Origin of the sequence: Marinoscillum sp. (assembly GCF_040222955.1) — a bacterium.
GTDB lineage: Bacteria > Bacteroidota > Bacteroidia > Cytophagales > Cyclobacteriaceae > Marinoscillum.
In genome coordinates this window covers 116,808-130,413 of record NZ_JAVKCA010000008.1, presented here as the reverse complement: position 1 = coordinate 130,413, position 13,606 = coordinate 116,808, and the positions used below count along the sequence as shown (strand labels likewise).

The 13,606-nt window shown below is 45.2% G+C and carries 15 protein-coding genes; 7 read left to right on the top strand and 8 right to left on the bottom strand.

Going from position 1 to position 13,606, the window contains the following annotated elements:
• Positions 1 to 4 precede the first annotated feature (4 nt).
• Genes RIH33_RS06370 through RIH33_RS06355 form a run of 4 tightly spaced genes read left to right on the top strand, consistent with a single transcriptional unit; the run spans position 5 to position 4,233 of the window.
• A complete protein-coding gene (locus tag RIH33_RS06370) occupies positions 5 to 2,632 on the top strand; it encodes a nitrate- and nitrite sensing domain-containing protein (RefSeq protein ID WP_406654194.1) in 2,628 nt (875 codons plus the stop codon).
• Positions 2,613 to 2,996, top strand: a complete 384-nt coding sequence (locus RIH33_RS06365) for a response regulator (RefSeq protein ID WP_159584949.1) — start codon at positions 2,613 to 2,615, stop codon at positions 2,994 to 2,996. The genes RIH33_RS06370 and RIH33_RS06365 overlap by 20 nt, the downstream gene beginning before the upstream one ends.
• Complete coding sequence (locus tag RIH33_RS06360; RefSeq protein WP_159584948.1) at positions 2,971 to 3,438, top strand: chemotaxis protein CheX; 468 nt, start codon at positions 2,971 to 2,973, stop codon at positions 3,436 to 3,438. The genes RIH33_RS06365 and RIH33_RS06360 overlap by 26 nt, the downstream gene beginning before the upstream one ends.
• 9 nt (positions 3,439 to 3,447) lie before the next feature.
• Entirely contained in the window at positions 3,448 to 4,233 is a 786-nt protein-coding gene (locus tag RIH33_RS06355) for a PP2C family protein-serine/threonine phosphatase (protein WP_406654193.1), read from the top strand.
• Between the two features lie 26 nt (positions 4,234 to 4,259).
• On the opposite strand, the gene RIH33_RS06350 is transcribed toward RIH33_RS06355, so the two are convergent.
• The 8 genes from RIH33_RS06350 to pdxA form a co-directional block, all read right to left on the bottom strand.
• The gene (locus RIH33_RS06350) at positions 4,260 to 4,886 is read right to left on the bottom strand and encodes a hypothetical protein (RefSeq protein ID WP_406654191.1); all 627 of its coding nucleotides are present in this window, start codon (positions 4,884 to 4,886) and stop codon (positions 4,260 to 4,262) included.
• Positions 4,887 to 5,074: 188 nt separating this feature from the next.
• Positions 5,075 to 6,418, bottom strand: a complete 1,344-nt coding sequence (gene accC, locus RIH33_RS06345) for an acetyl-CoA carboxylase biotin carboxylase subunit (protein WP_406654190.1) — start codon at positions 6,416 to 6,418, stop codon at positions 5,075 to 5,077.
• 18 nt (positions 6,419 to 6,436) lie between these two features.
• Positions 6,437 to 6,913 (bottom strand): acetyl-CoA carboxylase biotin carboxyl carrier protein, encoded by a 477-nt coding sequence (accB, locus tag RIH33_RS06340; protein WP_406654188.1) that lies wholly within the window; start codon positions 6,911 to 6,913, stop codon positions 6,437 to 6,439.
• 90 nt (positions 6,914 to 7,003) lie between these two features.
• Entirely contained in the window at positions 7,004 to 7,567 is a 564-nt protein-coding gene (gene efp, locus RIH33_RS06335; RefSeq protein WP_406654185.1) for an elongation factor P, read from the bottom strand.
• An 18-nt stretch (positions 7,568 to 7,585) separates the two neighbouring features.
• Positions 7,586 to 8,584, bottom strand: a complete 999-nt coding sequence (locus RIH33_RS06330; protein ID WP_406654184.1) for a beta-ketoacyl-ACP synthase III — start codon at positions 8,582 to 8,584, stop codon at positions 7,586 to 7,588.
• A 23-nt stretch (positions 8,585 to 8,607) separates the two neighbouring features.
• Positions 8,608 to 8,799, bottom strand: coding sequence for a 50S ribosomal protein L32 (gene rpmF / locus RIH33_RS06325; RefSeq protein WP_159584941.1), 192 nt, complete (start codon positions 8,797 to 8,799; stop codon positions 8,608 to 8,610).
• 9 nt (positions 8,800 to 8,808) lie between these two features.
• Complete coding sequence (locus RIH33_RS06320) at positions 8,809 to 9,336, bottom strand: YceD family protein (protein ID WP_406654183.1); 528 nt, start codon at positions 9,334 to 9,336, stop codon at positions 8,809 to 8,811.
• An 81-nt stretch (positions 9,337 to 9,417) separates the two neighbouring features.
• Entirely contained in the window at positions 9,418 to 10,443 is a 1,026-nt protein-coding gene (gene pdxA, locus RIH33_RS06315; protein WP_406654182.1) for a 4-hydroxythreonine-4-phosphate dehydrogenase PdxA, read from the bottom strand.
• A 56-nt stretch (positions 10,444 to 10,499) separates the two neighbouring features.
• Here pdxA and rsmA point away from each other — a divergent pair, with 56 nt between their 5' ends.
• The 3 genes from rsmA to RIH33_RS06300 are packed head-to-tail and all read left to right on the top strand — an operon-like array spanning position 10,500 to position 13,581.
• On the top strand, positions 10,500 to 11,261 hold the full coding sequence (rsmA, locus tag RIH33_RS06310) for a 16S rRNA (adenine(1518)-N(6)/adenine(1519)-N(6))-dimethyltransferase RsmA (protein ID WP_406654181.1): 762 nt from the start codon (positions 10,500 to 10,502) through the stop codon (positions 11,259 to 11,261).
• The gene (gene mgtE / locus RIH33_RS06305; protein ID WP_406654180.1) at positions 11,258 to 12,628 is read left to right on the top strand and encodes a magnesium transporter; all 1,371 of its coding nucleotides are present in this window, start codon (positions 11,258 to 11,260) and stop codon (positions 12,626 to 12,628) included. The genes rsmA and mgtE overlap by 4 nt, the downstream gene beginning before the upstream one ends.
• Positions 12,625 to 13,581 carry an NAD(P)-dependent oxidoreductase gene (locus RIH33_RS06300; protein ID WP_406654178.1) on the top strand — a complete coding sequence of 319 codons (957 nt, stop codon included), beginning with the start codon at positions 12,625 to 12,627 and terminating at the stop codon, positions 13,579 to 13,581. The genes mgtE and RIH33_RS06300 overlap by 4 nt, the downstream gene beginning before the upstream one ends.
• Positions 13,582 to 13,606: the final 25 nt, after the last annotated feature.

The window sequence follows — 13,606 nt, the reverse complement described above, 5'->3', positions numbered from 1 at the left end:
AAGTATGAGAATACTTTATGATCTTCCAATCAGGACCAAGTTTGCAGTGGTTTTGGTCCCTCTTATCGTCATCATCATTTGCTTTGATTATATCCAGATCAAGCACAACTATCTGGACTATGACGATTCGCAGAGGCTGAACAAAACCATATTGCTGGGCGTGGAAATCAACCATGCCGTACATGAACTGCAGAAGGAGCGAAGCATTTCGGTTGGTTATTTGACCAACGATGGCCAGGACTTTTCACAGGCTCTCCTACACCAGAGGCATGTGACAGACAGTACCCTGGAGCGCTTCTATGAGGAGTTGGAGCGGTTGGATCTTAAAGGGATTTTTTCCATCCATGCCAATGATGTAGAGCTCCTGAATTCGAATTTTTCTACCATCACCAGTATCCGGCAGAAAGTAGACCGCCAGGTATTGGAACCCATTCAGATTCTTGAATATTTCTCGGATATCGATGAGGTAGCCTTGAATACGGTGGATCAACTGATCAATGAAACACGGGATAAGGATATAGCACAGCAGGTGCATGCCCTGATTTACTTTTTGAAGGCCAAAGAGCGGGCCAGTATAGAGCGGGCCATAGGTACCCACGCTTTCTCCATTAGTGAGATTGATGATGAGACCTACAGCTCATTCACTGCATTGGTTGCCGAGCAGGAAGCTTATACAGACGCGTTTCTGATCATTGCAGATGAGGCGTCAAGAGGTGTGTATAATAATCTGGTCACCGGGCACGATGTGAACGAAGTAGATCGACTCAGGTCTGTTTTGCATCTTAGGGACAATTTCAATCAGGATCCTGGTTACTGGTACGAAATGACTACCAGCAAAATCAATGCCCTCAAAAAAGTAGAAGATAGCATCTCTCAGAGGCTGCTTGGGCGCACAGAGCACCTCGCCCGCACAGCATTTCAGAAATTTTGGACGTTCATCGTACTCGATATTATCATAGGGATACTAGCCATGTGGTTGATGTCTATTATCGTCACCAACCTGCTGGCCAATGTGAAAATACTGGAGCGCTTCACGGTAAGGATTTCCAAAGGAGATCTGTCCAAGAAAGTGTTCATCGCTACCAAGGATGAAATCGGGCAGTACGCCAAAACCTTCAATGTCATGGTGGACGAGATTGTGAAGTCCCACAACATTCTGCGAAAAGAGCGCGACAAGGCCAAGTTCCTGTATAACAATATCTATCGCGTATCCCTTGTTGTGTTTCAGAATATCCATCAGGGGATTTTCCTTTTGGATAGAAACTTCAAGATGAGCAAGCTCTACTCCAAATCCATGGAGAAGATCTTTGGCCTTTCTAAAATTTCAGGAGAAAACTTTGCCAATTTCATGAGGCCATTGATTATTCCGCGGGATCTGGAGGCGCTGGAGATGTTTATGCGTCACCTGTTCAACGAGGACATGGACGAGGATGTGGTCAATCAGCTCAATCCCATCGAGCAGGTTAAAATATACAGCGAGACGGACGGTATTGTGACGACCAAATACATTCGGGTGAATTTCACCAGAATCTGGAGAAGAGACCGAATCGCCAATATCATGGTGACTGTCTCCGACGAAACTGAATCAGTACTGCTCCAGAAGCACCTGGAAGATGCTGAGAAGAAAAAGAAACAAGAGACCGAGCAGGTACTGAGCATCCTGAAAATAGACCCATCACTGATCAGAGGCTTCCTGTATAATGCCAAGCGCACACTCAAGGGAATCTCCGAGCGCTATGAGGCCAACAAGGACCGGGATTTGAAGGCATTACTTGATTTCACCTTTGAAACGATCCATAACCTCAAGGGAAATGCCGTGGTTATAGGGCTCGATATCATGAGTGAAAAGTTTCATGAGGTAGAGGAAGCAATTGAGGGACTGAAGCTCAAGGAAGTGACTGGTAAGGATTTCCTCACCATCCTTTATGAGATCGATGATGCCGATAAGATGATCGATGAAATGAGTTCTATGCTCCGAAAGGTGGCAGATATTTACCGCAAGTACCCATCTGGTGGGCATGTGGTTTCCAATATCATGCTCATTGATAACCTGGAGCGGTCAGTTAAGTTACTGTCTGATAAAATGGACAAACCGGTGGACTTTTTCTTTAAAAATGAAAGCAATCTGGTACTTCCAAATGAACACATTGATGCCTTTAGAGACATCATGATTCAGCTGATTAGAAATTCTGTCAAACATGGTATAGAAGATCGCGAAACCCGAACATCACTTGGAAAACTGATCAGAGGTACCATTTCGATTGAGCTGGACCAGCCAAAGGATCAGCGGTTTGAGATCTGCTACATGGATGATGGCCGTGGACTGGATGTGATCAGAGTGAAGCAAAGGGCGGTTCAAAGTGGCATTCTTACTGAATTTGAGGCGGAGAAACTTACACATGATCAGGTGATCAATCTCATATATGAGAAAGGATTTTCTACTGCCACAGAGGTGGACGAAAACGCAGGTCGTGGAAGAGGAATGAATTTAGTGAAGACACTGATAGAGGAGATGAATGGTACATTTACCACCAGTTTTGAGGAAGGTAAGTATTTCAAACTAATCATAAATTTACCAATCAGTGGTATTGTAGAAGACCAATCAAAAGAGCATGAGACTACTGATAGTTGATGATTCATCAATTATGCGCCGCATAATTGAGAAAAATCTGAAAGATTACGATATAGAGATCATAGGTATGGCTCCTGATGGGGCAAGTGCTGTGAAGATTGTTAAGGAAGAAAAACCAGACGTGGTAACGCTGGATATTACCATGCCGGGAATGGACGGTTTGGCTTGTCTTGATGAAATCATGTTAATGCACCCAAAATGCAAGGTCATGATCATCACAGCCCTATCGGATAAATTAACCGGACTGAGAGCATTGGATAAAGGCGCACGTGGTTTTCTTTATAAGCCTGTGAATGCTGATGATCTCGCAAAAGCTTTTGACCGATTACTAAAGAGAAATGAAAACAAGCAAAGCGGAGTTTGATGCCACCTGTAGTCTGTTTATTAACTCAGTTAACAATTACTTCAGGCACCTGACTGAAATTGATTCCGAACTGAACGTCCCTTATATTAAGCAATCCGAAGGTCTGATGTTAAAAGACTATACCGGAATGATTGGGATATCTGGAAATAGGAAGGGATTTGTTTATATTTCAGCTAACCGAATTATGTATGAGGATCTGATTAAGATTTTCATTGGGATAGATGACCCCTCAGAAGAGGATATTCTGGATATGGCTGGCGAAATCTCCAACGTAGTGGCGGGAAACGTTCGTGCCAACCTGGGTGCCAACTTCATGATTTCAGTGCCTGTGGTGTTTCAGGGGATGCCTTCTAAGTTGAAAATACCCGAGGATGTGTCCATCTACGTAATTCCGATAGTTTGGAACAACCACGAAGCATTCGTGGTTATTGGTTTGCAGTAAAATTTCAGCATGCTTGATCAGGAACGCACGTATTATAACCTTGGGGTTTCGTCTTTAGAGGATGTAACAAAGAAAAACTATTTTTCTTTGTTTCCCGAGGAAGTCGTGGCGAGTTTTCTGGATGCTTTCATTATCAACCTCCCCATGAGTGGCAAGGTAGGGGGGGATGGTTTCTGGATCTTCAAAGATGGCGAGGATCTTTTTATTGCCCTTTTTGACTGCATGGGGCATGGTCACCTGGCCAGCATGATGACGCGTGTGTACAAGCAGTCACTTCAGCGGGTGATGGAGTCTTACGAGACCCGTGATCCCGGAACTATTCTTAGATACCTTCATCATAAAATTGCTACCAAGTTTAGCGACAGAGAGAAACTCCAGGTAGGTACTGGTGCTGATATAGGTCTTCTTAAGATTAACCTGGCCATCAGACATGTAGAATTTGCAGGGGCCAAAGTGGATTTGATGCATGTGAAGAATGGTCAGATGGAGATCATCAAGGCTGATAGAATGCAGATCGGTGAAATGTTCGAAATGCAGCATACCTATCAGACAAGTACCATTGTTCTGGAAGAAGGAGTGAAGTCCAACCTTTACCTATCCAGCGATGGCTTTCGTGACCTGATGGGCGGCGATAAGAACAAGAAGCTGGGCAAGAAAATGGTGGCAGATGTCATATTGGAGCATGCTCATAAGCCAATTTTGGATCAGAAGACTTTGCTTACCACCTTCATTGATGAATGGAAAGGCTCTAACGATCAGCCTGATGATGTTTTGATTATGGGATTTGCACTGTAACGAACTTTGAGCCAGCTCCGGATGGCTCAGGTCTCAGAAGTATTCAGCTTTAATATGCGCAAAAAGTTGTCGTCCAGTATCCAGATAAAAAAGGGCGCAACATTAACAGCAACTCCCTCCAAAACGGATTTGACATGGAAGGCTGTTTTGTGGACCTTATTTTCTTTTTCAAAAAACTCATTGATCAGATTTCCAGACATAATTTGAATCTGAGGTACTCTGAGCTCCAATTGTACCCCCAGATACTCAGATATTTCCTTCATGGACAGTGCGGCTATTACATTTTCAATTTCAGACATGAATCCATGCTTCATGAGCTTGGTTTCAGTACGTTTGTCTGATTTGAACTCTGGTGGCAGGCAGACAGTGTTGATCAGGTCTACTTCATGATCCAGAATGACAAAATAGAAAGCCCCACGAATATCCCCACTAAAGACCAGCTTGACCAGATGAGCTTTGAATCTACCTAACAGGTCTAGCTCGGGGATAGGAGTGAGCGGGCCTACTCCATAGGTGATATGACTGGCATTGACCCTTATTTTGAGCATTTGCTCCATAGACTGTACCGCTTTCTTGATCGCGTTGCCTATAAGCTCCGAAATAAGTTCCTTCTGTTCTTCTGTGAGGCGATTGTTTGGATGAGTAGCTGACAAAGTATGTTTGTTTGCCCAGTTAACGGCTTATATCAAAGATAGTATAAAACCTATGGTCTTTGGAACCTTTGTAAGGCATTATTGCAAGCTTATCTTGGATATTTTTCAGATGAAAGTGGCTGTTATAAAGCGCTCTAACGTCCAATCCATTACCACATTCACCCGCGGTAAAGGACTTCCGGTCTGTATTACAGACCGGAAAAGTCAAAGTCTTCCAGGAATTTGGTGGTAAATTTCCCGGACTTGAACGTAGGGTCATCCATCAATCTGATGTGGAAAGGTATGGTGGTTTTCACTCCCTCAATGACCATTTCCTGAAGGGCTCTCTTCATACGAACGATGGCCTCTTCTCTGGTCTGTCCGGAGACAATCAGCTTGCCTATCATCGAGTCATAAAATGGAGGAATTACATATCCTGCATATACATGGCTGTCTACGCGCACACCATGACCACCAGGGAAATGCAAATTGGTGATCTTTCCCGGGCTAGGCCTGAAGCCATTGGCCGGATCCTCCGCATTGATGCGGCATTCTATAGAGTGCAACTGAGGATAGTAGTTTCTACCTGAAACTTCAACTCCAGCGGCCACTTTGATTTGTTCTTTAATGAGGTCAAAGTCAGTAACTTCTTCTGTGATAGGATGCTCTACCTGGATTCGGGTATTCATCTCCATGAAGAAAAAGTCACCATGCTTGTCCACCAGGAATTCCACGGTACCGGCTCCTTCATATCCAATGGCTTCAGCACCTTTGATGGCAGCCTGGCCCATTTTCTCACGAAGTTCCTGCGTTACAATAGGGGAGGGTGTCTCTTCCACAAGCTTTTGATGTCTCCTTTGAATAGAGCAATCTCTTTCAGACAGGTGGCAGGCTCTTCCTCGGCTGTCACCTACTATTTGTATTTCGATGTGTCTGGGCTCTTCTACGAATTTTTCCAGATACAGGCCAGCATTTCCAAAAGATGCACCAGCTTCCTGTCGGGCATCATCCCACGCTTTTTTGAAGCCACTTTTGTCCTTGACGTAGCGCATGCCTTTACCCCCTCCACCGGCGGTGGCTTTGAGCATGACTGGGTAGCCAGCTTCTTCAGCTAGTTTCATGCCCTGCTCAATGGACTCCAGCAATCCTTCAGATCCGGGAATGGTAGGTACACCGGCAGCTTTCATCGTAGCTTTGGCCGTGGCCTTGTCACCCATGGCATTAATCATGTCTGCAGACGCACCTATGAATTTGATGCCATACTCTTCACAAACTTTTGAGAACTCAGCATTCTCAGCCAGGAAACCATAACCAGGATGTATCGCATCTGCATTCGTGATCTCCGCCGCTGAGATAATTTGTGGTATTTTCAAATAAGAATCTTTACTGGCCGGAGGGCCAATACAGACTGCTTCATCTGCAAATCTCACATGTAGACTGTCGGCATCTGCAGTAGAATAGACGGCCACAGTTTTGATGCCCATCTCTTTACAAGTACGTATAATACGAAGAGCGATCTCTCCGCGATTAGCTATGAGAATCTTATCAAACACGATTTTTTAATTTTTGGATTAAGAGGGATCTACAAGGAATAAAGGCTGATCGTACTCCACTGGCTGAGCATCTTCCACAAGCACCTTCACGACTTTGCCAGATATTTCGGATTCTATTTCATTGAAAAGCTTCATCGCTTCAATGATACATACCGGATCTCCTTGCTTGACAGAGTCACCCACATTCACAAAAGCGGGTGATTCAGGATTGGCTGATCTGTAAAAGGTGCCGATCATTGGAGATTTGATGGTGATGAGGTGTGCATCCGTGGCAGGTGCCGGAGCGGGTGCAGCAGGCTTAGGCGCTTCACTGGCGGCAGGTGCCGGGGCATGTGCTGCAGCCGGTGGTGCAGGAGCGGCTGGGGCTGCAGCTACGGTGACCTGAGGAGAAGATCTCTTCACATTGATCTTGAATTCCTCTGTTTCTATGTTTACCTCTTCAAGGCCGGAGCCTGAAATAAAATCTATTAAATCACGAATTTCTTTTGCTTTCATTATTTAGCATTTTTGGTTGTCTATCAAAATGGGCACAAATAAGCACTCTTTAGATCTATTCTACTCTGGTGGTAAATAAAGGTAATTATTTTATTTTACTCGTTCCACGTAGGAATTTGTTTGTGTATTGACCTTGATGACTTCATCCTGATCCACAAACAAAGGCACCTGAATGGTAGCTCCTGTCTCCAATTCGGCAGGTTTGGTGGTGTTGGTAGCGGTATCCCCTTTTAGTCCGGGCTCGGTATACACGACTTTGAGAATCACATGTTGTGGCAACTCTACACCCAGTACTCTTTCTTCCTCAGCATGGAAAAGCACATCCACTTCCTGTCCGTCTTTCAGGAGTGCAGGCGCGTTGATCAATGATTCAGAAATGGGAATCTGCTCAAAGCTGGTACTATCCATGAAGTGGAAGCCCATGTCATCTTTGTATAAGAACTGGTATGCTCTTCTTTCCACACGGGCGGTAGTCACCTTGTGTCCTGAAGTGAAAGTGTTATCGATCACACGGCCGGTTGAAAGGCTTTTTAGCTTGGTTCGCACAAAAGCGGGACCTTTCCCGGGTTTTACATGCTGAAATTCAATGATGGTAAAAAGGTCGTGGTTAAACTCTATAACAAGACCATTACGAAAATCTGCAGTTGTTGCCATGGTAAGTTTTTTGTAAAATTATTTTGGATCGTAGGCCCATTTAAGCCAGGTTGCTCCCCAGGTAAATCCACCACCGAAAGCCGCAAGAATAATATTGTCTCCTTTTTTGAGCTGAGGCTCATAATCCCAAAGGCACAATGGTAGGGTGCCGGCCGTGGTGTTGCCGTAGCGCTGAATGTTCAGCATCACTTTGTCATCACCCACGCCCATTCTACGGGCCGTAGCGTCAATAATTCGCTTATTCGCCTGATGGGGTACCAGCCAGCTAATATCATTGCTGGTGAGGTTATTTTTTTCCATGACCTCTGCTGCCACATCTGCCATATTGGTGACGGCAAATTTGAAAACCGTAGAGCCCTCCTGAAATGCAAAGTGCTCACGTTGTGCCACTGTTTCTACCGTAGCAGGCTTACGACTTCCGCCCGCTTTCATGTGTAGGTACGGAGCTCCGGAGCCATCAGACTTTAAAATGGAATCCATCACACCCAGGTCTTCTTCAGTTGGCTCCAGCATCACGGCTCCACCACCATCACCAAAAATGATACAGGTAGCCCGGTCGGTGTAATCTATAATAGACGACATCTTGTCGGCCCCAATGATCACCACCTTTTTGTAAGTTCCGGACTGTATAAACTGTGCCCCTGTGGCAAGTGCGTAGAGAAATCCTGAACATGCGGCGCTAAGGTCATAGCCAAAAGCATTTTTAGCGCCTACCATATCCGCTATTATATTGGCTGTTGCCGGGAAAGGCATATCAGGAGTCACAGTGGCACAAATAATCAAGTCGACTTCTTCTGCTTTTGTATTTGTCTTGGCCAAAAGGCCCTTAACTGCTTCAGCACCGATTACAGAGGTTCCCTGACCTTCGCCTTTGAGAATTCTACGTTCTTCGATGCCCGTTCTGCTCCTGATCCATTCGTCGTTGGTGTCGACCATGGTTTCCAACTCATGGTTGGTAAGTACATAGTCTGGAACGTACCCATGAACCCCGGTAATTGCCGCGCGGATTTTTGTCATGCTATATTGTTTGTTTGGCTAGATTAAGCCAGAACTTCTTTTTCCATAACCACTTTACCTTTGTAGTAAAGCTTACCCTCATGCCAGAATGCTCTGTGCGGGAGGTGTGGTTCACCAGTGGTTTGGCATATTACGTAGCTCTTAGGAGTAGCTTTCACATGCGTTCTTCTCTTGTCCCTTCTGGTTCTGGAAATTTTTCTCTTAGGGTGTGCCATTTTATTTTTCTATTTTTTTCCTTTTAGTTTTTTCAATGCTTCCCATCGTGGATCCACTTCACCGTTTTGTTGGTCCGTATCTTCATCTTCGGAAGTATATATCAAATCTGGCTCGTCATCTTCGGTCTCCTCATAACGTGGATGAAGTTTCTTCAGTGGCACAGCCAGGGTGATAAATTCATAAATAAACTCACTTACATCAATGGTGGCCGTGTCATCTTTGATCACAATCACATCATCGCTGAGTGAGTAATTGTCCTCACCAAATTTGATGATGAGGGATTCTTCAAGCTTAATCGGATAGTCAAAACTATCCAGGCTGCGGTCGCAGATGAGCTCCACTTTCACATCAATATGAAAATGAAGATTCATCATGGTCTCGGATTTCTCCAGGCTCAGCTTACAAACGCCACTGCCTTTTTCCACCAAACTGTGCTCATACATCCTCAAAAGACGGTTATCAATCTGAAACTCAAACTCGTGGAGCTTGTAGCCTAAATTGAAAATATCTATCTGAAATTCCCTGAGCCCTTTCATGCGCTTTCCTTCTGTCCGCTTAAAGAACCGCAAATTTAGGAATAAACCACATATAAAAAAACAAATTTCGTGGGTGATTGTCTATTGATGCTCCGTTCGGTTTTTGAATATATCTGCAGCCATGTAGATAGCGTTTCTCATAGAGGTCTCACTGGCCTCACCTTTGCCAGCTATGGGGAAGCCCGTGCCATGGTCAGGGGATGTCCTGATGAAGGAAAGCCCCGCGGTGAAATTCACTCCGGTATCGAAGGCCATGTTTTTGAAAGGGATCAATCCCTGATCGTGATACATGGCCAATATCCCGTCAAAACTTCTGAATTGATTGGTGCCAAAGAAGCCATCGGCAGGGTAGGGGCCAAATACGAGATGACCCTTGTCTTTGAAGGATTTGATGGTTGGGCTAATGATTTTTTCTTCTTCCTCACCCAGAAGGCCATTTTCACCCGCGTGAGGGTTGAGCCCAAGTACGGCAATCCTGGGTTTCTTAATCCCGAAATCTTTCTTCAAAGACTTAATCATCAAATTCAGTTTGGTGTCGATGCGCTCCTGGGTGACCGCCTGGGCCACATCTTTCAATGGAATGTGGCCGGTAACCACACCCACCCTCAGGCCTTCTGCCACTAAAAACATGAGACTATCTGTGGCTCCGTCCTCTTGCGTGAGGAATTCTGTATGTCCCGGAAATTTGAAATCGTCAGATTGCACCATCTCCTTGCTCAAGGGGGCAGTAGCCAGAGCATCTAGTCTTCCGGCTTTTAGGTCTTGGAGTGCTCTTCGGAGGGAGGCAATGGCATAATCTCCCCCGGACTTCTGAGCCTCACCAGGTGTGATTTCAATTTCCTGTTCGTTCAGGTTCAAAACGTTTACCTTCCGCTGGTGAATGTTTTCGACACTTTTGGTTTGATTGTAAGTGAAATTTTGGAGGTCCAGCTGTTTTCTGTAAAAAGAAATGACCCGTCCATCGGCATAGATCACAGGAGTCAGATGTCTCAGCATCCTGTTGTCATTGAGGGCTTTGATGACCACCTCTGGCCCTATACCATTAAAATCTCCAATAGAAATACCTATTATTGGTTTATTCTCTCTGTTTTGAGAAGTATCACTCATATTTTGTCAAATTTACAGCGCCGAAAAGTTAATTCATTTTAAAATAATCAGACCCTTTGAAACAGGTAACTCCCAAAAAGCATTTAGGTCAGCACTTTCTGAAAGATGAAAACATCGCCAGGAAAATTGTGAACGGACTGGACCTTGGTAAGATGTCAACTTTGATAGAAGTGGGGCCAGGGACTGGTGTGTTGACCAAGTATTTACTGGATGAGTTCCCCAATTTCATGGCGTTTGATGTGGATACTGAATCGGTGGCGTATTTGAAGGATCATTTCCCTGAACACGCTTCTAAATTTTTGTATCAGGATTTTCTGAAGTATAATCTGAAAGATTTGAATGGACCAATAGGAGTCATTGGCAACTTCCCATATAATATATCCTCACAGCTCTTTTTTAAAATATGGGACCATAGAGACCAGGTGAACGAAGTAGTTTGCATGATTCAAAAGGAAGTAGCGGACCGCATCGTTTCGAAAGAAGGCAATAAGACCTACGGAATACTGAGCGTGTTGCTTCAGGCTTTTTATGACATTGAATACCTCTTCACAGTACCTCCTCAGGTATTTAATCCTCCGCCCAAGGTGCAGTCTGCAGTGATCAGGCTCTCCAGAAACGCAACTACCCGGCTGGAGTGCGACGAAGCCTTATTCAAACGGGTGGTGAAAGCGGGATTTGGAAAAAGAAGGAAGACGTTGCGCAACGCCCTAAAAGACTTAAATTTGGATTTTGCTACTGATACCGAAGTTTTTGGACAGCGAGCTGAACAATTATCGGTGAGTGAGTTTATACAGTTGACAAAATACATTTCCGCATGACCACCGAAACCATCATGGAATTTGCGCTGAGCAAAGAGTTTTTGGAGCGCTTCCAGCAGGCACTGGATGAGAAAGATGAGGCTTTCATCAGGCAGTCGCTTGAAGGAGTCAATCCGGCCGATATTACCGCGCTGCTCTATGAGTTTGACTCGGAAGAGTGCCACTATGTCTTTAGCCTGCTGCCCAGAGAGGTGGATGCAGCCATTCTGAACGATCTGGAGGAGGATGTAAGGGTTGACTTTATTGCGGAGTTCACGCCTGAAGAACTGGCTAAATATATTGAATACCTTGACTCTGATGATGGAGCGGATATTCTTTACCAGATGTCCCTCAAGAAGCGGGAAGAGGTCATCCGTTTTATAGACAATGAAGAAAAGGCCAGTTACATTCTGGATCTGCTCAGGTATGATGAGGATGTAGCTGGAGGATTGATGGCCAAGGAGCTGATCAAGGCCAATATCAACTGGACGATCAAGCAGTGCATAGAGGAGATTCGAAAGCAGGCAGAGAATGTCCAGAAGATTTACTCTGTATATGTGGTGGATGACCTGGGTAAGCTGGTGGGGAAGGTGTCACTTAAGCGTATCATTCTGGCAGAAGACACTGCTAAAATCGCTGATATTTACGATGATAATGTGGTTTCTGTGGAGACTTATATGGACGAGGAAGAGGTGGCCATCATCATGAGAAAATACGATCTGGAAGCGGCTCCGGTGGTAAATGCACGTGGAAAGCTGGTAGGTAGAATTACCATTGATGACATTGTGGATGTGATCACAGAGATGGCCGAGGAAGAGCGCCAGATGATGGCTGGTATCAGTGCGGATGTGGAAGAAGATGATACTGTATGGATGCTTTCCAAGGCCCGGTTGCCGTGGCTTATTGTTGGCATGGTGGGAGGATTGTTAGGGGCTCAGTTTATGGGGCTTTTCCGCGGCGATATTGTGCTCATCCCGGCTCTTGCATTTTTTATACCGCTTATTACCGCTACAGGTGGTAATGTGGGTATACAGTCCTCTTCAATAGTCGTACAAAGTCTGGCCAACCCTAACGTATTTGCTGGAGGAATCGTGCAGCGATTGATGAAAGTACTTTTTGTGGCGGTGGTCAATGGGGTGATTCTCGCGCTGATGGTGTTTGGGGTGGTCATGATGGTGAATAGAAATGAACCTTTGGCGGCCACAGTTTCCATCGCTTTATTTAGTGTGGTGCTGCTGGCTTCTTTCATGGGCACCATTACTCCGCTGGTGTTGGATAAGTTTGGCATTAACCCGGCCCTTGCATCCGGCCCTTTCATCACCACAGCGAACGATTTGCTTGGATTAGCCGTTTATTTTTCTGTCGCCCATTTGCTCTATAATTTATGAATGAAGAAGGTTTAAAGGTGCTCATCGTGGATGACATGCACGAGAGTATTACATCGCTGTTTGAAGAGGCCGGGTTTATCCCGGACTATCGGCCCCTTATCCGGCCTGAGGAAGTGCATGAGATTATCCATGAGTACCACGGTCTGGTGATTCGCAGCAAGATGAGCGTGGACCGTGAATTGATTGACCGGGCGGTGAATTTGAAGTTTGTGGCGCGAGCCGGGGCAGGACTGGATAAGGTAGATTACACTTATGTCTCATCAAAAGGGATCAAATTGATAAATGCCCCTGAGGGCAACAGAGATGCCCTGGCGGAGCACACCGTCGGGATGCTGCTCACCATCTTTAATAAACTCAATACTGCCACTGATGAGGTGAAAAGTGGAGTATGGAACAGGGAAGCCAATCGCGGATGGGAGCTGATGGGGCGAACAGTGGGAGTTTACGGCTGTGGCTACATGGGTGCGGCTTTTGCCCAGCGGTTGATGGGCTTTTCGTGCAGAGTAGTGGCTTATGATAAGTATAAAACCGGGTTTTCCAATGATTACCTGGAAGAGGTGAGCCTGCAGGAGTTTTTTGATGAAGTAGAGATTTTGAGTATCCATGTGCCACTTACTTCTGAGACCAGGTTTCTTTTTGATGAGAAATATTTTTCTCGTTTCAAAAACCTGAAATTTTTGTTGAATACGAGCAGGGGTGAAGTGGTGAAGTTGTCCGCAGTGAATGACCTGCTGAAAAGGGGGGGGTTGCTAGGTGCAGGTCTGGATGTTTTGGAAAATGAAAAACTGGATAAACTAACTGAGAATCAACAGGCAGATTTTAAGGAATTGACGACTTATCCCAATGTGATTCTGACGCCTCATGTGGCCGGATGGACGTTTGAATCTTACCGTAAAATCAATGAGGTATTAATTCGGAAGCTTCAGGCAGGGGACCTGGCACAGTTAAGTTGAAATTGTAAATCATCCTCAAAAAAAT

Bases quoted from the DNA above. Each gene is read 5' to 3' on its own strand.
- mgtE (WP_406654180.1), top strand. From the start codon at position 11,258: ATGACCACCGAAACCATCATGGAATTTGCGCTGAGCAAAGAGTTTTTG.
- RIH33_RS06320 (WP_406654183.1), bottom strand. From the start codon at position 9,336: ATGAAAGGGCTCAGGGAATTTCAGATAGATATTTTCAATTTAGGCTAC.
- rpmF (WP_159584941.1), bottom strand. From the start codon at position 8,799: ATGGCACACCCTAAGAGAAAAATTTCCAGAACCAGAAGGGACAAGAGA.
- RIH33_RS06355 (WP_406654193.1), top strand. From the start codon at position 3,448: ATGCTTGATCAGGAACGCACGTATTATAACCTTGGGGTTTCGTCTTTA.
- pdxA (WP_406654182.1), bottom strand. From the start codon at position 10,443: ATGAGTGATACTTCTCAAAACAGAGAGAATAAACCAATAATAGGTATT.
- efp (WP_406654185.1), bottom strand. From the start codon at position 7,567: ATGGCAACAACTGCAGATTTTCGTAATGGTCTTGTTATAGAGTTTAAC.
- RIH33_RS06360 (WP_159584948.1), top strand. From the start codon at position 2,971: ATGAAAACAAGCAAAGCGGAGTTTGATGCCACCTGTAGTCTGTTTATT.
- RIH33_RS06365 (WP_159584949.1), top strand. From the start codon at position 2,613: ATGAGACTACTGATAGTTGATGATTCATCAATTATGCGCCGCATAATT.
- RIH33_RS06330 (WP_406654184.1), bottom strand. From the start codon at position 8,584: ATGACAAAAATCCGCGCGGCAATTACCGGGGTTCATGGGTACGTTCCA.
- accB (WP_406654188.1), bottom strand. From the start codon at position 6,913: ATGAAAGCAAAAGAAATTCGTGATTTAATAGATTTTATTTCAGGCTCC.
- RIH33_RS06300 (WP_406654178.1), top strand. From the start codon at position 12,625: ATGAATGAAGAAGGTTTAAAGGTGCTCATCGTGGATGACATGCACGAG.
- RIH33_RS06370 (WP_406654194.1), top strand. From the start codon at position 5: ATGAGAATACTTTATGATCTTCCAATCAGGACCAAGTTTGCAGTGGTT.